Annotated in this window: 19 protein-coding genes; 17 read left to right on the top strand and 2 right to left on the bottom strand. The window is 51.4% G+C overall.

Annotated elements, in window-relative coordinates; genetic code table 11:
- Positions 1-313 precede the first annotated feature (313 nt).
- The 7 genes from WC1_RS05765 to WC1_RS05795 all read left to right on the top strand — a co-directional run bounded on the left by WC1_RS05765 (position 314) and on the right by WC1_RS05795 (position 7,517).
- Entirely contained in the window at positions 314-643 is a 330-nt protein-coding gene (locus WC1_RS05765) for a YqcC family protein (protein WP_003034091.1), read from the top strand.
- The gene (truC, locus tag WC1_RS05770; RefSeq protein ID WP_016150914.1) at positions 643-1,425 is read left to right on the top strand and encodes a tRNA pseudouridine(65) synthase TruC; all 783 of its coding nucleotides are present in this window, start codon (positions 643-645) and stop codon (positions 1,423-1,425) included. The genes WC1_RS05765 and truC overlap by 1 nt, the downstream gene beginning before the upstream one ends.
- Before the next feature lie 19 nt (positions 1,426-1,444).
- Positions 1,445-1,894 (top strand): flavodoxin, encoded by a 450-nt coding sequence (locus WC1_RS05775; protein WP_003846536.1) that lies wholly within the window; start codon positions 1,445-1,447, stop codon positions 1,892-1,894.
- 342 nt (positions 1,895-2,236) lie between these two features.
- Complete coding sequence (gene gudP, locus WC1_RS05780; RefSeq protein ID WP_003034105.1) at positions 2,237-3,589, top strand: galactarate/glucarate/glycerate transporter GudP; 1,353 nt, start codon at positions 2,237-2,239, stop codon at positions 3,587-3,589.
- 2 nt (positions 3,590-3,591) lie between these two features.
- A complete protein-coding gene (locus WC1_RS05785) occupies positions 3,592-4,932 on the top strand; it encodes an enolase C-terminal domain-like protein (protein WP_032948030.1) in 1,341 nt (446 codons plus the stop codon).
- Positions 4,933-4,952: 20 nt separating this feature from the next.
- Positions 4,953-6,293, top strand: coding sequence for a glucarate dehydratase (gudD, locus tag WC1_RS05790; protein ID WP_003034111.1), 1,341 nt, complete (start codon positions 4,953-4,955; stop codon positions 6,291-6,293).
- Positions 6,294-6,374: 81 nt separating this feature from the next.
- Complete coding sequence (locus tag WC1_RS05795; RefSeq protein WP_016150912.1) at positions 6,375-7,517, top strand: glycerate kinase; 1,143 nt, start codon at positions 6,375-6,377, stop codon at positions 7,515-7,517.
- 43 nt (positions 7,518-7,560) lie between these two features.
- On the opposite strand, the gene barA is transcribed toward WC1_RS05795, so the two are convergent.
- On the bottom strand, positions 7,561-10,317 hold the full coding sequence (barA, locus tag WC1_RS05800) for a two-component sensor histidine kinase BarA (RefSeq protein WP_003840349.1): 2,757 nt from the start codon (positions 10,315-10,317) through the stop codon (positions 7,561-7,563).
- Between the two features lie 57 nt (positions 10,318-10,374).
- On the opposite strand from barA, the gene rlmD reads away from it, so the two are divergent.
- From rlmD to WC1_RS05840, 8 genes are all read left to right on the top strand, one after another.
- On the top strand, positions 10,375-11,673 hold the full coding sequence (rlmD, locus tag WC1_RS05805) for a 23S rRNA (uracil(1939)-C(5))-methyltransferase RlmD (protein ID WP_016150911.1): 1,299 nt from the start codon (positions 10,375-10,377) through the stop codon (positions 11,671-11,673).
- A gap of 100 nt (positions 11,674-11,773) precedes the next feature.
- The gene (gene relA, locus WC1_RS05810) at positions 11,774-14,008 is read left to right on the top strand and encodes a GTP diphosphokinase (protein ID WP_003034123.1); all 2,235 of its coding nucleotides are present in this window, start codon (positions 11,774-11,776) and stop codon (positions 14,006-14,008) included.
- A gap of 123 nt (positions 14,009-14,131) precedes the next feature.
- Positions 14,132-14,923: a nucleoside triphosphate pyrophosphohydrolase gene (gene mazG, locus WC1_RS05815; protein ID WP_003034125.1), complete on the top strand. Its 792-nt coding sequence runs from the start codon at positions 14,132-14,134 to the stop codon at positions 14,921-14,923.
- Positions 14,924-15,147: 224 nt separating this feature from the next.
- Positions 15,148-16,785 (top strand): glutamine hydrolyzing CTP synthase, encoded by a 1,638-nt coding sequence (gene pyrG / locus WC1_RS05820; RefSeq protein WP_003034127.1) that lies wholly within the window; start codon positions 15,148-15,150, stop codon positions 16,783-16,785.
- Between the two features lie 87 nt (positions 16,786-16,872).
- Positions 16,873-18,171: a phosphopyruvate hydratase gene (eno, locus tag WC1_RS05825; RefSeq protein WP_003034129.1), complete on the top strand. Its 1,299-nt coding sequence runs from the start codon at positions 16,873-16,875 to the stop codon at positions 18,169-18,171.
- Positions 18,172-18,367: 196 nt separating this feature from the next.
- On the top strand, positions 18,368-18,682 hold the full coding sequence (locus WC1_RS05830; protein ID WP_016150910.1) for a hypothetical protein: 315 nt from the start codon (positions 18,368-18,370) through the stop codon (positions 18,680-18,682).
- 12 nt (positions 18,683-18,694) lie between these two features.
- Positions 18,695-19,480, top strand: a complete 786-nt coding sequence (locus WC1_RS05835; protein WP_016150909.1) for a DUF4225 domain-containing protein — start codon at positions 18,695-18,697, stop codon at positions 19,478-19,480.
- A 4-nt stretch (positions 19,481-19,484) separates the two neighbouring features.
- Entirely contained in the window at positions 19,485-19,832 is a 348-nt protein-coding gene (locus WC1_RS05840; protein WP_016150908.1) for a hypothetical protein, read from the top strand.
- Between the two features lie 651 nt (positions 19,833-20,483).
- On the opposite strand, the gene WC1_RS05845 is transcribed toward WC1_RS05840, so the two are convergent.
- Positions 20,484-21,308, bottom strand: a complete 825-nt coding sequence (locus WC1_RS05845) for a MurR/RpiR family transcriptional regulator (RefSeq protein WP_003034131.1) — start codon at positions 21,306-21,308, stop codon at positions 20,484-20,486.
- 165 nt (positions 21,309-21,473) lie between these two features.
- Between WC1_RS05845 and WC1_RS05850 the strand changes: the two genes are divergently transcribed.
- Positions 21,474-23,030 carry a maltose/glucose-specific PTS transporter subunit IIC gene (locus WC1_RS05850; protein WP_003034134.1) on the top strand — a complete coding sequence of 519 codons (1,557 nt, stop codon included), beginning with the start codon at positions 21,474-21,476 and terminating at the stop codon, positions 23,028-23,030.
- Positions 23,030-23,719 carry an N-acetylmannosamine-6-phosphate 2-epimerase gene (locus tag WC1_RS05855; RefSeq protein ID WP_003840340.1) on the top strand — a complete coding sequence of 230 codons (690 nt, stop codon included), beginning with the start codon at positions 23,030-23,032 and terminating at the stop codon, positions 23,717-23,719. Before WC1_RS05850 ends, WC1_RS05855 begins: the two co-directional genes overlap by 1 nt.
- The last annotated feature ends 50 nt before the right edge of the window (positions 23,720-23,769 follow it).

Genomic DNA, 23,769 nt, shown 5'->3' with positions numbered 1-23,769 from the left:
GCTGGATGCGTTAAAGGACACCTCCAGGACGGAGAATGAGAGCCGGTCAGGATGTTCGGCGGGTCAGGATGGCCAGGATACTTCAGGATGAAGTTTTCACATCGGGGTGATGTGAGCAGGATGCAAAAGTTCAGGATGAACAAGGTCGCAAGACCACAGGAAAAGTTGTCACGGATGAGCAGGGAGCACTAAAAGTAGCTGGAATGCTGCGAAACGAACCGGGAGCACTGTTTTTTTACAGTGCTCCCTTTTTTTATTTCCCTCCACTAGTGCTATTCTTCGCGCCAGATTTTTCATCATTGAGGTTTATTTCATGACGACTCATGACCGTGTGCGCCAGCAGTTACACGCACTTGAAGCGCTACTGCGTGAACATAATCACTGGCGGATGGATGAGCCAGCAGAGCATCTGTTTACCAGTACGCAGCCTTTTTGTATGGATACCATGGAGCCGGTTGAGTGGCTGCAGTGGGTGTTGATTCCCCGCATGCATACGCTACTCGATAACGCGCAGCCGCTTCCGCAGGCTTTTGCCGTTGCACCGTATTACGAAATGGCGCTGGCAGCCGATCATCCGCAACGCGACATTCTCCTGGCGGCATTGCAGGAGCTGGATGCGCTGTTTACCAGTGATAACGCCTGATGCTGGAAATTCTTTATCAGGACGAATGGCTGGTTGCAGTCAATAAACCTTCGGGCTGGTTGGTTCACCGCAGTTGGCTCGACCGGGATGAGAAAGTGGTGGTGATGCAAACGGTGCGAGACCAAATTGGTCAGCACGTTTTTACCGCCCATCGACTCGACAGACCAACCTCCGGTGTGCTGCTGATGGGACTGTCCAGCGAAGCCGGGCGTTTGTTGTCTCAGCAGTTTGAACATCATCAAATTCAGAAACGCTATCATGCGATTGTGCGTGGCTGGCTGATGGATGATGCCGTGCTGGATTACCCGTTGGTCGAAGAGCTGGATAAGATTGCCGATAAGTTTGCCCGCGATGATAAAGGCCCGCAGCCTGCCGTCACCCATTATCGCGGCCTGGCAACGGTAGAAATGCCGGTAGCGACCGGGCGTTATCCGACCACCCGTTATGGACTGGTGGAGCTGGATCCTAAAACCGGTCGCAAGCACCAGCTCAGGCGCCATCTGGCCCACTTACGCCATCCGATAATTGGCGACAGCAAGCACGGTGATTTACGGCAAAACCGCAGCGCCGCAGAGCATTTCGGTTGTCAGCGATTAATGCTGCATGCCAGCCAGCTTGCGCTGACGCATCCGTTCACCGGTGAGCCTCTGGTTATTCGCGCCGGGCTGGATGACGTCTGGATGCAGGCATTGTCACAATTTGGCTGGCGTGGACTTCTCCCTGAGAATGAAAGGGTTGAGTTCGTCGAGCGGTCAGGTCAGGATGAGCAGATAGATTCTTAAGTCCCAGGAGATTACGGTTATGGCGGAAATTGGAATTTTTGTCGGCACAATGTACGGAAACGCGCTGCTGGTTGCCGAAGAGGCCGAGGCCATTTTGACGGCACAGGGTCATAAAGCCACGGTGTTTGAAGATCCTGAGCTTAGCGACTGGCAGGTATATCAGGATAAATATGTGCTGGTGGTGACCTCAACGACCGGGCAGGGCGATCTGCCCGATAGCATTGTGCCGCTGTTTCAGGGGATCAAAGATAATCTCGGTTTCCAGCCAAATCTGCATTACGGAGTCATTGCGCTGGGCGACAGCAGCTACGTTAATTTCTGCAATGGTGGCAAACAGTTTGATGCGCTGTTGCAGGAGCAAAGCGCACAGCGCGTGGGTGAAATGTTGCTGATTGACGCCAGCGAACATCCTGAACCGGAAAGCGAATCCAACCCTTGGGTAGAAAACTGGGGAACCTTGCTCAAATAATCTCTCGCCCGTACGGGCATACAACCCCCATTTGAACCGTAGGCCGGGTCAGGCGAAGCCGCCACCCGGCAATAAAACCCCAATTACGTGAACTAACTTCCACTGCTTTGGGCTTATGCCCCAAACAACTTCTTACTGCCTCCCGAATGTTGTGTTCATGCACGGTGAGGGTAAGAGCCACTCCTTCATATACTTTTCCCGTCAGTTCCCGAAAAGGCAGCGAGTCAGAATAAAACGGCCCTGAGCTGTACCAAAACTGCCACACACTAACCTCTCATTCTGATCACCCTACAGGTGCTGTACAGAATGAACTGGCGAAAGCCAAGATTCAGGAGTGCAACAATGAGTTCATTAAGTCAGGCGGCGAGCAGCGCTGAAAAACGCACTAACGCTCGCTACTGGATAGTGGTGATGTTGTTTATCGTCACATCCTTCAACTACGGCGATCGCGCCACCTTATCCATTGCCGGTTCGGAGATGGCCAAAGATATTGGTCTGGATGCGGTAGGGATGGGTTATGTATTCTCCGCTTTCTCATGGGCCTATGTTATCGGCCAGATCCCTGGCGGCTGGTTGCTTGACCGCTTCGGTTCAAAACGTGTTTATTTCTGGTCCATCTTTATCTGGTCCATGTTTACCCTGCTGCAGGGCTTCGTCGATATCTTTAGCGGCTTCGGCATTATCGTTGCGCTGTTTACGTTGCGATTCCTTGTCGGTTTAGCTGAAGCACCTTCCTTCCCCGGCAATAGTCGTATAGTTGCGGCATGGTTCCCGGCACAGGAGAGGGGCACGGCGGTCGCAATCTTTAACTCTGCGCAGTACTTTGCCACCGTTATTTTTGCGCCAATCATGGGGTGGCTGACCCACGAAGTGGGCTGGTCGCATGTGTTCTTCTTTATGGGCGGCCTCGGGATTGTTATCAGCTTTATCTGGCTGAAGGTGATTCATGAACCAAACCAGCACCCGGGCGTAAACCAAAAAGAGCTGGAGTACATTGCTGAAGGCGGGGCGCTGATCAATATGGATCAGGCGGCCGCCAAAGCTAAAGTGCCGTTCAGCGTGAAGTGGGGGCAAATCAAACAGCTGCTGGGCTCACGGATGATGATCGGTATTTACATCGGGCAATACTGCATTAACGCGCTGACCTACTTCTTTATCACCTGGTTCCCGGTTTATCTGGTGCAGGCTCGCGGTATGTCGATTTTGAAAGCAGGTTTTGTCGCTTCGGTCCCGGCCATTTGCGGATTCGCCGGCGGCGTGCTTGGCGGCATTATTTCCGACTGGCTGATGCGCCGTACCGGTTCGCTAAATATCGCCCGTAAAACGCCAATCGTACTCGGCATGCTGCTGTCGATGGTGATGGTGTTCTGTAACTACGTCAACGTGGAGTGGATGATCATCGGCTTTATGGCGCTGGCCTTCTTCGGCAAAGGTATCGGTGCGTTGGGATGGGCGGTGATGGCTGATACTGCACCTAAAGAGATCAGCGGTCTGAGCGGCGGTTTGTTCAACATGTTTGGCAACATATCCGGCATCGTCACGCCAATTGCTATCGGCTACATCGTAGGGACCACCGGCTCGTTTAACGGCGCGTTGATTTACGTCGGGGTGCATGCGTTGATTGCGGTGGTGAGCTATCTGGTACTGGTGGGCGATATTAAACGTATCGAACTGAAACCTGTCGCAGGACAATGATGATGACAACACAATCGAGTCCCGTTATTACCGATATGAAGGTCATCCCGGTGGCCGGTCATGACAGCATGCTGCTCAATATTGGTGGGGCGCATAACGCATACTTTACTCGTAATATCGTGGTGCTCACCGATAACGCCGGCAATACCGGCGTCGGTGAAGCGCCGGGCGGCGAAGTGATTTATCAGACGCTGGTTGACGCTATCCCGATGGTATTGGGTCAGGAAGTTGCGCGCCTGAATAAGGTGGTACAGCAGGTGCATAAAGGCAACCAGGCCGCTGATTTTGACACCTTCGGCAAAGGCGCCTGGACCTTTGAACTGCGGGTCAATGCGGTAGCGGCGCTGGAAGCGGCGCTGCTCGACCTGCTGGGTAAGGCGCTGAACGTGCCGGTTTGTGAACTGTTAGGGCCGGGCAAGCAGCGCGATGCGGTCACCGTACTCGGCTATCTGTTCTACGTGGGCGATCGCACAAAGACCGAGTTACCGTATCTGGAAAGCACGCCGGGAAACCATGAGTGGTATCACCTGCGTCACCAGCAAGCGATGAACAGTGAGGCGGTGGTACGTCTGGCTCAGGCTTCGCAGGATCGCTACGGCTTTAAAGATTTCAAACTCAAAGGTGGTGTACTGCCTGGCGAGCAGGAAATCGACACCGTTCGTGCGCTGAAAAAATGCTTCCCGGATGCGCGTATTACGGTTGATCCCAACGGTGCCTGGTTGCTGGATGAAGCCATCTCCCTGTGTAAAGGGCTGAACGATGTTCTGACCTACGCCGAAGATCCATGCGGCGCTGAACAGGGTTTTTCTGGCCGCGAAGTGATGGCCGAGTTCCGCCGTGCAACCGGTCTACCGGTAGCAACCAACATGATAGCCACCAACTGGCGTGAAATGGGCCATGCGGTGATGCTGAACTCAGTAGATATTCCGCTGGCCGATCCGCACTTCTGGACCCTTTCCGGCGCGGTACGCGTGGCACAGTTATGCGATGACTGGGGACTGACCTGGGGCTGCCACTCTAACAATCATTTTGATATTTCGCTGGCGATGTTCACCCACGTTGGCGCCGCTGCGCCGGGCAACCCGACGGCTATCGACACCCACTGGATCTGGCAGGAGGGCGATTGCCGTCTGACCAAAAATCCGCTGGAGATTAAGAACGGGAAAATTGCTGTTCCTGACGCGCCTGGACTGGGCGTAGAGCTGGACTGGGATCAGGTTAACAAGGCTCATGAAGCCTACAAGAGACTGCCCGGCGGCGCGCGTAATGACGCAGGCCCAATGCAGTATCTGATTCCTGGATGGACTTTTGACCGTAAACGTCCCGTTTTCGGCCGCCACTAATTTTGAATAAGGACTTAATTATGAGCGCACAATTTTCTACCCCATTGGTTACCTCTATGCAGGTTATTCCGGTTGCGGGTCATGACAGTATGCTGATGAACCTGAGCGGCGCACATGCTCCATTCTTCACGCGCAATATTGTGATTATTAAAGATAACTCCGGTCATACCGGCGTGGGTGAAATTCCCGGCGGAGAAAAAATCCGCAAAACGCTGGAAGATGCGATCCCGCTGGTGGTAGGCAAAACGTTAGGTGAATACAAAAACGTGCTGAATGCGGTACGCAATACTTTTGCCGATCGTGATGCGGGCGGTCGCGGTTTGCAGACCTTTGATTTACGTACCACTATTCATGTGGTTACTGGGATCGAAGCGGCCATGTTGGATCTGTTAGGTCAGCATCTGGGCGTAAACGTCGCCTCTCTGCTGGGTGATGGACAGCAGCGTAGCGAAGTTGAAATGTTGGGTTATCTGTTCTTTGTCGGTAACCGTAAGGCAACGCCGCTGCCGTACCAGAGTCAGCCGGATGAGAAGTGCGACTGGTATCGTCTGCGTCATGAAGAGGCGATGACCCCGGATGCGGTAGTGCGCCTGGCGGAAGCTGCGTATGAGAAGTATGGTTTCAACGACTTTAAACTGAAAGGCGGCGTGCTGGCCGGGGAAGAGGAAGCGGAATCTATCGTTGCGCTGGCGAAGCGTTTCCCGCAGGCCCGCGTCACGCTGGATCCGAACGGCGCGTGGTCGCTAAACGAAGCGATTAAGATCGGCAAATATCTGAAGGGTTCTCTGGCCTATGCGGAAGATCCGTGTGGCGCCGAGCAGGGCTTCTCTGGTCGTGAAGTGATGGCGGAATTCCGCCGCGCTACCGGTCTGCCGACCGCCACCAACATGATCGCCACCGACTGGCGTCAGATGGGGCATACGCTGTCGTTGCAGTCCGTGGATATCCCACTGGCGGACCCGCACTTCTGGACCATGCAGGGTTCTGTCCGCGTGGCGCAAATGTGCCATGAGTTTGGGTTGACCTGGGGATCGCACTCTAACAACCACTTTGATATTTCGCTGGCGATGTTTACGCATGTCGCGGCAGCGGCTCCGGGCAAAATTACCGCGATTGATACCCACTGGATCTGGCAGGAAGGCAATCAACGCCTGACCAAAGAGCCATTTGAAATCAAAGGCGGCATGGTGCAGGTTCCGGCAAAACCGGGTCTGGGCGTGGAGCTGGATATGGATCAGGTCATGAAAGCGCATGAGCTGTACCAGCAACATGGATTGGGGGCGCGTGATGATGCGATGGGAATGCAGTATCTGATCCCGAACTGGACGTTTGATAATAAGCGTCCGTGCATGGTACGCTAAGCGAACTGGGACCGCTCCCATTAAAGGGCGGTTTTTATCCTGGTATATGCTTAACACAGTCAACATGCGTAAGGATGCTTTATGAAAATAGTAATCGCACCGGATTCCTATAAGGAAAGTTTGAGTGCGCTTGAAGTGGCAACGGCTATTGAGCAGGGGTTTCGTGAGATCTGGCCCGATGCGGATTACGTGAAGATTCCGGTTGCAGATGGCGGTGAAGGAACGGTCGAAGCGATGGTTGCCGCAACGCAAGGTCACCTTGTGCATGTTGATGTTACCGGCCCTTTGGGCAACACAATTCAGGCATTTTATGGTTTATCCGGTGATGAGCGCTCGGCGTTTATCGAAATGGCGGCCGCCAGCGGACTGGAACAAGTTCCTGCGGGGTTACGCGATCCGCTGAAAACGACATCCTGGGGAACCGGGGAGTTAATCCGTCATGCGTTGGACGCTGGCGTTGAGCATATCATCATTGGAATTGGCGGAAGCGCCACCAATGATGGCGGTGCCGGGATGGTGCAAGCGCTGGGAGCAAAATTGCTGGATGCGCAAAATAACGATATTGCCCATGGCGGGGCTGGCCTCGAATCGCTCGCTCGGATTGATATTTCTCAGTTAGACCAGCGACTTGCTGCGTGTCGTATTGAAGTGGCTTGCGACGTGACTAATCCGTTGACCGGTGAAGAGGGCGCTTCTGCGGTTTTTGGCCCGCAAAAAGGGGCGACGCCGGAGATGATTACCCGCCTGGATCGGGCACTCACGCACTATGCGCAACTCATTGCCCGCGATCTGGACGTCAACGTGCTGGATCTGGCCGGCGGTGGAGCCGCTGGTGGTATGGGGGCGGCGCTATATGCGTTTTGCGGCGCACAGTTGCGCTGCGGTATTGAGATAGTAACGGATGCGTTGCACCTTGACGCCTGCGTTGCGGATGCGGATTTAGTGGTCACGGGTGAAGGGCGCATTGATAGTCAGACCATTCACGGTAAGGTTCCGGTTGGCGTGGCGAAGGTCGCAAAGCGTTACAACAAACCGGTTATCGGCATTGCCGGTAGCCTGACGGCGGATGTCGGTGTGGTCCACGAGCATGGGCTGGATGCGGTTTTCAGCGTCATCTATACCATCTGTACCCTGGATGAGGCGCTAAAGAACGCGAGCGACAACGTACGAATGACGGCGCGAAACGTGGCCGCAACGCTTAAAGCCGGGCAGCAATTACGCTGAGTTGTAGGTTGGATAAGGCGGTCACGCCGCCTTCCTGCGAATATTACCCCAACAACTTCTTCGCTTCGCGCGCAACGTTGTCCATTTCATCCAGAAGCTCTAAAAACTCAGGCTCCAGCTCTTCTTCCTTGGTCCCGCTACGTAATTGCTGCTCAATAAGCTGACACAGGTTTTTCATGCGGGGAACGCCGCTATAACCGCAGCTGCCGTGCAGCTTGTGGATCATATCCACCAGACCTTCAGGGTTTTCACCGACCAGCTGTTCTTCAATTTTGTTACGTACTTCGGGCAGAAAATCGAGCAGCATTTGCAGCATATCCCGCGCCAGATCGTTTTTACCTGCGGCTTGTCTTAATGCTAACTGCCAGTCGAGTGTGGTATTCGGATTGACTACCGGCTCAACGGGTTCAACGGCGATCGCCCTAAGCGCTGTGCTTGCGCCGGGTTTGTAGCGTAACAGCAGATTATGCAGCTTATCTTCTTCGATAGGCTTCGCCAGGTAATCGTTCATCCCGGCGCTGAGCAGCTTCTCTTTCTGCCCGGCCATGGCGTGTGCGGTGACCGCAATGACCGGTGTCTGCTGTTGATGAGGAAGCTGGTGGATTAGTTCACAAGCGCGAATGCCGTCCATGTCTGGCATCTGAATATCCATCAGGATCAGATCAAATTGCATTTGTCTGGCGCGATCCACCGCTTGATGCCCACTGTCGCAGAGCACGACGTGCTGCACCTTATCTTCCAACAGTGCGCCAATCAGCTTGAGGTTCGCCGGGTTGTCGTCTACCGCCATAACGGTCATCGCGATTTTGCTATCGTCTAACAGCAGCGGATCCGCGCTGTGATTCACCTGACAATACTCTGTCAGCGCAGGCAGTAAGCGAGTTGAGGTGAGAGGTTTCAACAGACATGCCGCCGCGCCGCCCTGTTTTAACTTCTCGGCGTTAATCTGCGCATGGCAAGGCAGGGCCAGTAACAAAAAGTCGGTCATCGCCGCAGCGTTTGCCAGCCGCTCATGCTGCATGGTGAGCGGTTCGCGTAAAGTGACCGGAATGCCAAGCAGCAGAATATCGTAGTGATCCTTCGGCAGCCCGGAGAATGAAGGGCTGTAAATTACCTCCAACGGCGTTTCGCTCAAGATATCTAACGTGCACTGTGCGGCAGTGGCGTTCGGTTCGACGTAGGCCAGTCGTTTACCGGCCAGGCAGAGCGTGGTTGAGCGGTCAACAAGAACGTTAGGGTTAAGATCGAGGCTGATATGGAACCAGAACGTGGAACCCCGGTTCGGTTGACTATGGAAGGAGATATCCCCGCCCATTTCGTTGACCAGTTTTTGCGTAATGACCAGGCCCAGCCCGGTACCGCCGTGGCGGCGGGAAATACTGGCATCCGCCTGGCGGAAGGCCTGGAACAAGCGTGACTGATCGCGCTCAGGAATACCAATTCCGGTATCGCGGATTTGTACTTCAATCTGCACTTTCGTGTTACTAAGGGCGCGCTTCTCGACCAGAATGTCGATATTGCCGCCTTCGGTAAATTTGATGGCATTGCCAACCAGATTAGTGATTACCTGCTGTAAGCGCAGCGGATCGCCGATGACGTTGTCCGGTACGTCATTCTTAATATTCAGCGTCAGCTCAAGCCCTTTATCATGGGATGAATGCGCTAACAGCGTAACGACGTCATCCAGCGTGCTGCGCAGCGGGAAGGGAATGCTTTCCAGAATCAGCTTGCCCGCCTCAAGTTTGGAGAAGTCGAGTACATCATTGATGATAGCCAGCAGATTGTTAGCCGAGCGTTCAATGGTATTCAGGTGATCGCGCTGCGTGGTGTTGAGCTCGGTTTTTAGCGTAAGACGGGTGAAGCCAATCACGCCATTCAGCGGTGTTCGCAGTTCGTGCGACATGTTAGCCAGAAACTCAGACTTAATACGCGCCGCTTCCTGGGCGCGTTTCTTCGCCAGATCCAGTTCGACGTTCTGGATTTCCATCTGCTCCAGCGTTTCACGCAGGTCAGAGGTGGCCTGATCGATGTTGTGCTGCATCTCTTCATGGTAAGCCGCAAGTGACATCGCCATCGAGTTGATACCATTTTTGAGCATATCCAGCTCGCCCAGCATGAAACCTTCCACGCGGCTGTCGAGCTGTCCTCTACGAATTCGGTCAACGGTATTCACCATATTGCGAATCGGGCCGGTTACGTCTCGCATCAGACGCCAGCCAAAAATTAACGCAATACCAATACAAAACAGCATCATTACACTGGAGATAAAGATCTCTTTGTACTGCTGCAATCGCACGGACTTAAGATCCAGCTCAAGCGCCACATACCCCAGCATATTTTTGGTGTTTTTCGCATCGCTTACGGCGGATTCATCTGGTGAATAGCTTTCCGATATAATCGGGGTACGCAGGATCATGATATCCCCGTGCCGGGTGACGCTTAGCTTACGGGGAAACGGTGAACCTGTCGCCAACTGCATTTCAGACGGATCGAGATGAAAATTAGAGGTGACGAACAGTCGGTTATTTTCGTCATAAACAGAAATTGCCCGCACGATATCGGAATGGCGACGATGCAGCACGCTGATAAGCTGGCCGATAGATTCCCTGTTTTGCAGGTTCATGCCATATTCGCTGGAGACCGCGAGTGGTTCTATGATGCTGGCACCAGCATCTTCCAGTTGACGCTGCAAGTCGTTATAGCGATGCACAACAAAAAAGATACTGAGCAACAAACCTATCAGGACGGTCGGGGCCAGGATCAGAATCATCATGCGTGCGCGCAGGCTGTAGTTGGTCATGGAGTTCCGTTATGGGACAATTAGGGTCACACTGTTAAATAGAGAAATATCTCGTCGATGGCGCAATTCTACTCTGCAAAACGACGCGTGACGACGCGTCAGATCATAAGCGTTACCGTCAATGACCTCGATCCTTTTGGTCAGGGCGTCGCTCGCCATAACGGAAAAGCGTTGTTTATACCGGAATTGCTACCCCAGGAAAGCGCCGAGGTGGTGATTACCGAAGATAAAAAACAGTTCGCCCGCGCGCAAGTAAAACGACGTTTGAACAACAGCCCTGAGCGTGAAGTGCCACGTTGCCCGCATTTTGGCGTATGCGGCGGTTGCCAGCAGCAGCATGCCAGCATCTCGTTACAGCAGCGTAGTAAAAGCGCGGCGTTGTCGCGTTTAATGAAATGTGACGTGTCGGATGTTATAGCTGATACGCCGTGGGGCTATCGTCGTCGTGCCCGATTGAGCCTGAACTATCGGCCAAAAGAACACAAATTGCAGATGGGGTTTCGCAAATCAGGCTCCAGCGACATTATCGATGTCAAACACTGCCCTGTTTTGGTGCCCCAGCTTGAAGCGTTATTGCCCCATCTCAGGGCGTGTCTGGAAAGTCTTCAAGGGTTACGCCACCTTGGACATGTTGAACTGGTGCAGGCAGGGAGCGGAACCCTGATGATTTTGCGCCACACGGCGCCATTAAGTGCAGCGGATAAAGAAAAACTGGAATGCTTTTCGCATTCTCTGGGGCTGTCTTTGTTTCTGGCCCCGCAAAGCGAGATACTGGAATCAATATCAGAAGAATCGCCCTGGTATGACTCAAATGGACTACGGTTAACCTTCAGCCCGCGCGATTTTATTCAGGTTAACGAAGGGGTAAACCAACAAATGGTGGCTCGTGCGCTGGAATGGCTCGATGTGCAACCTGAAGATCGCGTGCTCGATCTGTTCTGCGGAATGGGTAATTTTACCCTGCCGCTGGCAACTCGGGCAGCAAGCGTGGTTGGCGTGGAAGGTGTTCCGGCGCTGGTTGAAAAAGGTCGGGAAAATGCACTGAATAACGGATTACACAATGTGACATTCTTTCATGAGAACCTTGAGGAAGATGTTACCCGGCAGCCGTGGGCGAAAAACGGATTCGACAAAGTTTTGCTCGATCCTGCGCGTGCGGGGGCTGCTGGTGTGATGCAACATATTATAAAATTAGAACCTATACGCGTTGTTTATGTATCCTGTAACCCGGCAACGCTGGCTCGTGACAGCGATGCTTTGCTCAATGCGGGATATGCCATCCGGCGGCTGGCGATGCTCGATATGTTCCCGCACACTGGACACCTGGAATCAATGGTCCTGTTTGAGCGTTTGTAATGAACTTAATACCCATTGGATTTCGCCTTGTAATGCTGTGTGAAAGACAATGGGTTCGGCTTGTCGACTTCGACAGGCCATGCCCCTTAAGGAGAGGACGATGGTTGCGGTAAGAAGTGCACATTTAAATAAAGCTGGTGAGTTTGATCCCAAGAAATGGATCGCGAGTCTGGGGATCTCCAGCCAGCAGTCGTGTGAACGCTTAGCCGAAACCTGGGCGTACTGCCTCCAGCAGACACAGGGGCATCCGGATGCGGATCTGCTGCTGTGGCGTGGTGTGGAGATGGTAGAAATTCTCTCCATGTTGAGCATGGATATCGATACGCTGCGTGCAGCAATGCTGTTCCCTCTGGCTGATGCCAACGTGGTAAGTGAAGACATCCTGCGCGAGAGCGTGGGCAAATCCATTGTTCATCTTATCCACGGCGTGCGTGATATGGCGGCGATACGCCAGCTTAAAGCCACGCATACCGATTCAGTTTCTTCCGAGCAGGTCGATAACGTCCGCCGCATGCTGCTGGCAATGGTAGATGACTTCCGCTGTGTGGTCATCAAGCTGGCAGAGCGGATTGCCCATCTGCGCGAAGTGAAAGACGCGCCGGAAGATGAACGCGTTCTGGCGGCAAAAGAGTGCACCAATATCTATGCACCGCTGGCCAACCGTCTGGGAATCGGGCAATTAAAATGGGAGCTGGAAGATTATTGCTTCCGTTATCTGCACCCGGCTGAATACAAACGCATTGCCAAGCTGCTGCATGAACGTCGTATCGACAGGGAGCATTACATTGATGAGTTCGTTGGTCATTTGCGCTCAGAGATGAAAACGGAAGGCGTCAAAGCTGAAGTGTACGGGCGTCCGAAGCATATCTACAGCATCTGGCGCAAAATGCAGAAAAAGCAGTTGGCCTTCGATGAACTGTTCGATGTGCGCGCAGTGCGTATCGTGGCAGAGCGTTTACAGGACTGCTATGCCGCGCTCGGGATAGTACATACTCACTATCGCCATCTGCCGGATGAGTTTGATGACTACGTCGCGAACCCGAAACCCAACGGCTACCAGTCAATCCATACGGTTGTGCTGGGGCCGGGCGGGAAAACCATTGAAATTCAGATCCGTACCAAACAGATGCACGAAGATGCCGAACTGGGCGTCGCGGCGCACTGGAAGTACAAAGAGGGCACCGCTTCAGGCGCGGCGCGCTCTGGTCATGAAGATCGCATTGCATGGCTGCGTAAGCTGATCGCCTGGCAGGAAGAGATGGCAGATTCCGGTGAAATGCTGGATGAAGTTCGTAGCCAGGTCTTTGATGACCGCGTGTATGTCTTTACGCCGAAAGGCGACGTTGTGGATCTGCCTGCAGGCTCCACGCCGCTCGATTTTGCTTACCACATTCATAGTGATGTGGGGCATCGTTGCATTGGCGCGAAAATTGGTGGACGCATCGTACCGTTTACCTACCAACTGCAGATGGGCGATCAAATTGAAATTATCACCCAGAAACAGCCAAACCCAAGCCGCGACTGGTTGAACCCTAACCTTGGCTACGTAACCACCAGTCGTGGGCGTTCGAAGATCCACGCCTGGTTCCGTAAACAGGACCGTGATAAGAACATTCTTGCAGGTCGCCAGATCCTCGACGATGAACTGGCGCATTTAGGCATCAGCCTGAAAGAAGCGGAAAAACATCTGCTGCCGCGCTACAGTTTCAATGAGCTGGATGAACTGTTGGCGGCGATTGGCGGAGGAGACATCCGCCTCAACCAGATGGTGAATTTCCTGCAGGCGCAGTTTAATAAGCCAAGCGCTGCCGAACAGGATGCCGCCGCGCTGAAACAGCTTCAGCAGAAAACGCACGCACCGCAAAGTCGCCGTAAAGACGACGGTCGTGTCGTGGTGGAAGGGGTAGGTAACCTGATGCACCACATCGCTCGCTGCTGCCAGCCGATTCCAGGCGATGAGATTGTCGGGTTTATTACCCAGGGACGCGGTATTTCCGTGCACCGGGCGGATTGTGAACAGCTGACTGAGCTGCGTTCCCATGCGCCGGAACGTATTGTCGATGCGGTCTGGGGCGAAAGTTACTCTGCAGGGTATTCGCTGGTGGTTCGCGTCCAGGCCAACGATCGCAGTGGCTTGTTACGTGATATCACCACGATTCTCGCCAACGAGAAGGTGAACGTGCTGGGAGTTGCCAGCCGGAGTGATACCAAACAACAGCTTGCCACCATTGATATGACCATCGAAATCTACAACCTGCAGGTGCTCGGGCGCGTGCTCGGCAAGCTGAACCAGGTACCGGATGTGATCGACGCACGTCGTCTGCACGGTAATTAATCATTATGTAGGCCGGATAACCTTGTAGGCCTGATAAGACGCGTTAGCGTTGCCATCAGGCATTGCTATGTTGCCGGATGTTGCCTTATCCGGCCTACTGTATTGAAATTTCAGGATATTCCAATGAATCAAATCAACCGACTGCTCGGTATTATGCAGCGCTTGCGCGACCCGGAGAACGGCTGTCCGTGGGACAAAGAGCAGACATTCGCCACTATTGCTCCTTACACCCTCGAAGAGACTTATGAAGTGCTGGACGCGATTGCGCGAGAAGACTTCGACGACCTGCGTGGAGAGTTGGGGGATCTGCTGTTCCAGGTGGTGTTTTACGCCCAGATGGCTCAGGAAGAAGGGCGCTTCAACTTTGATGATATCTGCGCAGCGATAAGCGATAAGCTTGAACGCCGCCACCCGCATGTTTTTGCTGATGTTTCTGCAAGTAACAGCACCGAGGTGCTTACCCGTTGGGAGCAAATCAAAACCGAAGAACGTGCTGAGAAGGCACAGCATTCCGCGCTCGACGATATTCCCCGTAGTTTACCGGCATTAATGCGCGCCCAAAAAATCCAGAAACGCTGCTCAAATGTTGGCTTCGACTGGAAAACATTAGGACCGGTTGTCGACAAGGTTTACGAAGAGATCGACGAAGTCATGTTTGAGGCGAAGCAGGCTGTTGTCGACCAGGCTAAACTGGAGGAGGAAATGGGCGATCTGCTGTTTGCCACGGTCAATATGGCCCGGCATTTAGGCACTAAAGCAGAGACTGCTTTGCAAAAAGCGAACGAGAAATTTGAGCGACGTTTTCGTGAGGTTGAGCGAATTGTGGCGGCTCGCGGTCTGGAAATGACTGGTGTTGATCTGGAAACTATGGAAGAAGTCTGGCAACAGGTAAAACGGCAGGAAATTGATCTCTAAGGGATTTCGTCGGTCAAGGGCGATTTGTGTGATTTTTTAAATAACAAGCGCTTGATTTACGTCAAAAACATTTACCCCAAAGGGGCTATTTTCTCACTCCCGATGTTAATGTGAGCCTGGTGAAGAGGAGGAATAATGAAAGTTTGTGGCGCTCGTCATGTTCGGGTATACTACTTTCCCGTCTTGGTAATTCCATCGTTTCACCCTAACTTCTCAGGTCCAGCATGACAACGAACTATATTTTTGTGACCGGCGGGGTCGTATCCTCTCTGGGAAAAGGCATTGCCGCAGCCTCCCTGGCAGCCATTCTTGAAGCCCGTGGCCTCAATGTAACCATGATGAAACTGGATCCGTACATCAACGTCGATCCAGGTACTATGAGCCCAATCCAACACGGGGAAGTGTTCGTTACCGAAGACGGCGCTGAAACCGACCTGGACCTGGGTCACTATGAGCGCTTCATTCGTACCAAAATGAGCCGCCGCAACAACTTCACTACCGGTCGTATCTACTCCGACGTTCTGCGTAAAGAACGCCGTGGCGACTACCTGGGCGCGACCGTTCAGGTTATCCCGCACATCACGAATGCCATTAAAGAGCGTGTTCTGGAAGGCGGTGAAGGTCATGATGTTGTTCTGGTTGAAATCGGCGGAACCGTTGGGGATATCGAATCTCTGCCGTTCCTTGAAGCGATTCGCCAGATGGCCGTAGAAATTGGCCGCGAGCACACGCTGTTTATGCATCTGACGCTGGTTCCGTACATGGCGGCGGCAGGTGAAGTCAAAACTAAACCGACTCAGCACTCTGTAAAAGAGCTGCTTTCTATCGGTATTCAGCCAGATATCCTGATTTGCCGCTCCGATCGCGCAGTTCCGGCTAATGAACGTGCAAAAATTGCATTGTTCTGTAACGTTCCGGAAAAAGCGGTGATTTCTCTGAAAGATGTCGATTCCATCTATAAAATCCCGGGCCTGTTGAAATCTCAGGGCCTTGACGATTATATTTGTAAACGATTCAGCTTGAACTGTCCGGAAGCTAATCTGTCAGAATGGGAACAGGTTATCTACGAAGAAGCGAATCCGGCAGGCGAAGTGACTATCGGTATGGTCGGCAAGTACATTGAACTGCCGGATGCCTATAAGTCAGTTATCGAAGCGCTGAAGCATGGCGGTCTGAAGAATCGTGTCACCGTCAATATCAAGCTGATCGATTCACAAGATGTCGAAACGCGTGGCGTTGAGATCCTGAAAGGTCTTGATGCAATCCTGATCCCTGGCGGCTTCGGCTACCGTGGTGTTGAAGGTAAAATCGCGACGGCGCGCTTTGCGCGTGAGAACAATATTCCTTATCTGGGCATTTGCCTGGGTATGCAGGTTGCGTTGATTGAGTTTGCACGTAACGTAGTGGGTATGGACAACGCCAACTCCACGGAATTTGTGCCAGACTGTAAGTACCCGGTGGTGGCCCTGATTACCGAATGGCGCGATGAAGACGGCAACGTTGAAGTCCGTACCGAGAAGAGCGATCTGGGCGGCACTATGCGTCTTGGTGCGCAGCAGTGTCAGTTGAGCGACGATAGCCTGGTTCGTCAACTGTACGGCGCGCCGACAATTGTTGAACGCCACCGCCACCGTTACGAAGTCAACAATATGCTGTTGAAACAGATTGAAGCTGCGGGTCTGCGTATTGCAGGCCGTTCCGGTGATGATCAGTTGGTCGAGATCATTGAGGTACCGAATCATCCGTGGTTCGTGGCCTGTCAGTTCCACCCGGAATTTACTTCCACGCCACGTGATGGGCACCCGCTGTTTGCCGGCTTTGTGAAAGCCGCCAGTGAACATCAGAAGCGTCAGGCGAAGTAAGAAGTAAATAAGTTAGAACGGCAATGCACCCATCAGGGTGCATTGTTTGTCTGGAGTTTTAGTTTAACTTGTACTGAGGAAAATCTAATGTCCAAAATCGTTAAAATCATCGGTCGTGAAATCATCGACTCCCGTGGTAACCCGACTGTTGAAGCCGAAGTACACCTGGAAGGTGGTTTCGTTGGTATGGCAGCAGCTCCGTCAGGTGCTTCTACTGGTTCCCGCGAAGCACTGGAACTGCGCGATGGCGACAAATCCCGTTTCATGGGTAAAGGCGTACTGAAAGCTGTTGCAGCTGTTAACGGCCCAATTGCTCAGGCTCTGCTGGGTAAAGATGCTAAAGATCAGGCTGGCATCGACAAGATCATGATCGATCTGGACGGTACTGAAAACAAATCCAACTTCGGTGCAAACGCCATCCTGGCTGTGTCCCTGGCGAACGCCAAAGCAGCAGCTGCTGCTAAAGGCCTGCCGCTGTATGCACACATCGCTGAACTGAACGGTACTCCGGGTAAATACTCCATGCCGGTTCCGATGATGAACATCATCAACGGTGGTGAGCACGCTGACAACAACGTCGACATCCAGGAATTCATGATTCAGCCGGTTGGCGCTAAGACTCTGAAAGAAGCCGTTCGTATGGGTTCTGAAGTGTTCCACAACCTGGCTAAAGTTCTGAAAGCTAAAGGTATGAACACTGCAGTTGGTGACGAAGGCGGCTACGCGCCGAACCTGGGTTCCAACGCTGAAGCTCTGGCTGTAATCGCTGAAGCGGTTAAAGCAGCTGGCTACGAGCTGGGCAAAGACATCACTCTGGCGATGGACTGTGCAGCTTCTGAATTCTACAAAGACGGTAAATACGTTCTGGCTGGCGAAGGCAACAAAGCGTTCACCTCCGAAGAATTCACTCACTTCCTGGAAGAACTGACCAAACAGTACCCGATCGTGTCCATCGAAGATGGTCTGGACGAGTCTGACTGGGACGGTTTCGCATACCAGACTAAAGTACTGGGCGACAAAATCCAGCTGGTTGGTGACGATCTGTTCGTAACCAACACCAAGATCCTGAAAGAAGGCATCGAAAAAGGCATCGTTAACTCCATCCTGATCAAATTCAACCAGATCGGTTCTCTGACCGAAACTCTGGCTGCGATCAAAATGGCGAAAGACGCTGGCTACACCGCTGTCATCTCTCACCGTTCTGGCGAAACTGAAGATGCTACCATCGCTGACCTGGCTGTTGGTACCGCTGCAGGCCAGATCAAAACTGGTTCTATGAGCCGTTCTGACCGCGTTGCTAAGTACAACCAGCTGATTCGTATCGAAGAAGCTCTGGGTGAACAAGCACCGTACAACGGTCGTAAAGAGATCAAAGGCCAGGCATAATCCTGTTCTTTAGCTCTTAACGTAAAAACCCGCCTCGGCGGGTTTTTTTATGTCTTTAATTTATTCTTAATTGAAAATTTTGATGAACGATTTGATCTTTATCACTTTGTTATTATTTCACTAAGAGTAATTTAATTATGTGATTATTTTTTGTATATGTTTTTATATTTATCATTAACAATAATAGAAATATTGAATGAATAGCGAATTGGAAGACATACTGGCGAAAGCGGGCATGAAAAAAAAGGATGCTGCTATCCTGATAAAGTTGGCAAAACTGAAAAATATCAGCTTAAGTCGGGCATTTTTTCTCTATGCCTGGACATATTACGCCTGGTGTACGGCTTTGCTATTGGCTGTAATTTTCTCATCACTTTCTGAGGGTATAGATTTCTTCATAGTAAACATTCTCTTCTGTATTGGTGTAGGTCTCATTTCACTCTTCTTTACACCCTTTGTCATAAATTTAATCTGGAGCATTAAGGTTCAATATAAATTGCTTGGGAAATAACAGGAGGTTATTTTGAGTAGTTATGGATTAATGAATTTGCAACGAGAAAAAGAAAAGATTGATCGACTTGTCTATGATATTAGTTTTCAATATATTCATGATCCGGCTATACGTTCAAAATATATGATTGAGGAACGTAGGGTTACATCACGTTACCTTGATGAATATCGGTATGGGAAATTAGATTTCGGCAAGGCATTGGATAGATTACGTGAATATCATATGTCTTTAACTAAATATCATATGCAATTAAGGATGGGGAGTGTTAAATTATATGCAATAGCTGAGCGTGAAAGAGAACGGCACTCTACGCTTACAATAACATTAAAGCGAGTTGGATTCATTAGTGGATCAATGCAAGTTATCGGTGGGTTTGGTTTATGTAAAGCAAGCCTTGGTGCTGCATGTAAAAGTTATGGGGTCCCTTTAATGATGCAGGGAAGTGAGAATGTTTGGGAAAATGGTTATTATTTACTATATCATGAAGACCCCAAAAGAATGCCTTTGAGGTATGCCTACCGCCAGGTAGCTAAACTTTTGGGGAGTGATGATAAGGGTGGTGATATTGCTTTTTCAACGGGAGATCTTGTTCTTTCATTTGGTTCAGCCTCAACGCTGACCTTGAGAACAGATTCGTGGAAATTATTCCGCTATATACAGGAAGATTATATCCGCAGTTGGAGAACCTTGGGGGCAGTCGGGGTGGCTAGTGAGTTAACCGGTGATGTAGTTAGTGGATTCACTATTTATCAACTTTTTGGTGGAGAAAGTACTAACTGGGCTGAATTGAGGGAATAAGGATATGATCTTCAAAGCATATGATCAGAATGATAAGTCTTTAACTGAAAGTATTAAACTTGCGGGTTTGAGTGAGTATAAAGCACAGAAACTTATTCGTTTTGCTAATGAAAACAAAGTGAATATACAAAAAGCCTATTTATTAACAGATGCAAGTATCATTAAGGTTGATATTATCATGGCTTTTGTTATGTCATTTTTTATATTTTCAATTGGACAAGAAGATTACACTGAGTTATTGGTGCTCTTTTTAATATTCGGGTTGTTGTTTTTTGTTATTGAGTTAACTTGTCGGCTTCATAAAAATTACCTTAAGGTTTGGAAAGTTTATATCAAGTTACGAGGAATCTAAGTGATTAATCTGGTGTTATTTTAAAGGGGAGTCAAGTGATGTTTTATATATTGCAATGACTTTAACTGATGATTGTTATGAATAATGATATAAAATCTATACTCGTGAATGCTGGAATGAAAGAAAAAAATGTTCGTTTCTTGCTTAAATTAGCGAGAAAGAAAAACATCAGCGTAAGCCGAGCTTTCTTTCTCTACGCCTGGAAATACTATGCCTGGGGTGGCGCGTTATTCTTCTCTATGCTTTTTCCTGCATCAATGGGAGGGTTTGAGCTATTTATAATGTGCATACTTTGTTGCCTCATCTTAGTCTTGATTTCAGTCTTCTTTAACCCTTTCTTTATCAATCTGGTTTGGAGTATCAAGTTACAGCTCAAACTAATGGGTAAGCGGTAGAAAAACTAAACTCGATATACTTTCTGGTGAACAGGGGAGTCTTACCTTAAACAAGCGCAGCGTACGACCCGTTTTCGGAATCTGGGAAAATTATTGCTTATCTTCATACTGAGAACGCTAACAATACCCATTCACGAGATGTTTCAGACTTCTTCAAGAAGAGGGGGACTTTGCCGGCATCCCCACTATTTCTATTTGTAATCCTGTTCTTTAACTCTTAACGTAAAAACCCGCTGCGGCGGGTTTTTTTATGCTTTTAAAGCAGTAGAGGAAGTGTTGCGCTGGCTGTTTGCTGGCTCACATCACTGTACTTTTCATCCAGCGCAATCAGCGACGTGGTGAGAAGTTCAACCAACAGCATCACACCCACCTTGGCGTTTAGCGCACCAGCACTCAACGGACCTTCTGGTTTGGCTGCGACCAGTTGAATATCGCTCAGCGAAGCCAGCGGACTGCGCGGTGTATTACTTAGCGCCAGTACGCGCACGCCTTGCTTACGCGCCAGTTTCACGACATGCAGCAGATCGCGCGTGGAGCCTGAACTGGAGATCGCTACCACGAGCGTATTTTTGCTAAGCGTAGTGGCATTCATGGCTGCGCGGTGCATGTCGCTGAACAGTTGCGCGGGTTTGCCGAGGCGCAGGAGTTTGTAATGTAAATACTCCCCCAGAATAGCGCTGGCCGCTACGCCATAAATCTGTACCGACTGAGCCTGATGTAGCGCCAGAGCGGCGGATTCCAGTAATGTCCTGTCGAGTAACTTTGCTGTGTCCTGCAGCGCTTGCACGGATTCATTGACCACATTGTCAATTTCATCCCCGCTGTGCTCTACCGGCTGTCCTTGCTGGAGATCGAGAGCCAGCGCCATTTTGAATTCGTTATAACCCTTACACCCAAGCGTGCGGCACAGACGTGTGACGCTCGCCTCGCTGGTGTCGCTTTCACGCGCCAGTTCGGTAATCGTCAGGTAGACAACTTTTGCCGGATCACTAAGCACAAACTCTCCCAGCTTCTGCTGTGTTCGGCTATATCCGTCAACGCCCTGGCGCAATCTCAGCAGCAGGTTTTCATTTTCTGACATGCAAAATCCTTAATGCGTTTCTCTGCTGATAGTGTGGCGGAAAGCAGGGGAGAGATGCCAGTCATTTTAAAAAAGTATGATCGGTTTCCTGGTTTTTGATGATAATTTTCATTTATGAAATTAATTATGGTAAAAATTTTCATCATCAATCGGGGAGATGAAAAAATGATGCAAATGTTTAGCGGCGCCTCATCGGGCGCATGGTTTGAAAAGGCACAGCGGTTCGGCAAATCGTTCATGCTGCCGATTGCGGTACTGCCCGCTGCGGGGCTGTTGTTAGGGATTGGCGGTGCGCTGTCGAATCCAAACACATTGACGGCGTATCCGTTTTTGGACGTTGACTGGTTACAGGCAATCTTCACGATCATGACCAGCGCAGGTTCTATTGTGTTTGCCAACCTGTCGGTGCTTTTTGCGGTGGGTGTGGCAGTAGGACTGGCGAAAACGGATAAAGGCACCGCCGGGCTTGCTGCATTGCTGGCATTTCTGGTGATGAACGCCACCATCAACGCTTTATTGACACTCAACGGAACGCTGGCGCACGAGAATCCCGGTGCCGTAGGCCAGGGGATGACGCTGGGTATTCAGACGCTGGAAACAGGCGTATTTGGTGGGGTGGTGATTGGGCTTGTCACCTGCGCGCTGCATAGCCGTTTCAATAAAGTCTCGCTGCCTCAGTTCCTTGGTTTCTTCAGCGGTTCGCGCTTTGTGCCGATTATTAGCTCCCTTGCCGCGATTGTAGTGGGTGCGGTCATGACGGTGGTTTGGCCGCATTTCCAGAAACTCATTTTTGGACTGGGTGGTCTGGTGGATGCGACCGGTTATCTGGGTACGCTGTTGTACGGCTTCATCCTGCGTATGCTTGGCCCACTGGGGTTACACCATATCTTTTATTTACCGTTCTGGACCACAGCGCTTGGCGGGAGTGAAATCGTCAACGGCCAGTTGGTTGAAGGCACGCAGCGTATTTTCTTCGCGCAACTTGCCGATCCGAATACGCAGCAGTTCTATGCGGGCACCTCGCGCTTTATGTCCGGGCGCTTTATCACCATGATGTTTGGCCTGCTTGGCGCATGTCTTGCGATGTACCATACTGCCAAACCAGAGAACAGAAAGCTTGTCGCCGGACTGCTGTTGTCTGCGGCCCTGACCTCTTTCCTGACGGGGATCACTGAGCCTATCGAGTTCTCCTTCCTGTTTGTCGCACCTGTGTTATACGTCATTCACGCCTTCTTCGATGGTCTGGCGTTTATGATGGCACATATTTTACATATCACCATCGGGCAAACCTTTTCGGGTGGGCTTATCGATTTCCTCCTCTTCGGTGTGCTACAGGGGGAAGCTAAAACCAACTGGATGTACGTCCCTATGGTGGGGATCCCGTGGTTCTTCCTTTACTACTTCACCTTCCGCTATTTGATTAACCGCTTTAACTGGTTGACGCCTGGTCGTGAAAACGCAGCACCGACTGAATCCGGCCTGCCGCAAAGTGAGCGTGCTGCGGCTGTGATTGCCGGACTGGGAGGTAAAGAGAATCTGGAAGAGGTGGACTGTTGCGCCACACGTCTGCGCGTGACGGTAAAAGAGAGTAGCAAGGTCGATGAAGCGGCGCTGAAAGCGACCGGAGCGCGTGGCGTAATTATTCGCGGCAACGGGGTTCAGGTGATTTATGGCCCGCATGTCACCATCATCAAAAACGAAGTCGAAGAGATCTTATCGTAATGAAAACTGTACTGGATTCCCTGAAAGGTAAATTAATCGTCTCCTGCCAGGCGCTGGAAAATGAGCCCCTGCACAGTCCGTTTATTATGTCGCGTATGGCGCTGGCGGCAGCGCAGGGAGGTGCTGTAGGTATTCGTGCGAACAGCGTGGTGGACATTCGCGCGATCAAAGAGAGCGTCTCCCTGCCGGTGATTGGGATTATCAAGCGCGATTATCCGGGTAGCGATGTGTTTATCACGGCCACCCTCAAGGAAGTGGATGAGCTAATGACCGTTGAGCCGGAGATTATTGCTCTGGATGCGACAGCGCGCCCGCGCCCAGGAGGACAAACGCTGGAAGAATTAGTTATGCAAATCCGCGCTCGCTACCCGTCTGTGCTGCTGATGGCGGATATCGCCACCATAGACGAAGCGGTGACAGCTGAGCGTCTGGGTTTTGACTGCGTGGGCACCACGCTCTACGGCTATACCGCTGACACTGCCGGGCATGTGCTGGCGGAAAACGACTGCGGTTTTTTACGTGAGGTATTGGCGGCGGTCAGCGTACCTGTCGTGGCAGAAGGAAACGTCGATACTCCGGAACGTGCCGCACGATGCCTGGAATTAGGTGCCCATACCGTGGTGGTTGGTGGCGCAATCACGCGTCCGCAGCAGATAACGGCACGCTTTGTCGCGGCGATCGCCTCGTAAAGCATCGATGGGGCATGATACTTTGGCGGGGATCTGCGATAATTATCGTT

The sequence above is a fragment of the Citrobacter sp. KTE30 genome (genome assembly GCF_000398825.1).
GTDB classification, from domain to species: Bacteria; Pseudomonadota; Gammaproteobacteria; order Enterobacterales; family Enterobacteriaceae; genus Citrobacter; species Citrobacter freundii.
The sequence above is the reverse complement of the archived record's forward strand: the minus strand, read 5'-3'. Positions and strand labels throughout refer to the sequence as shown.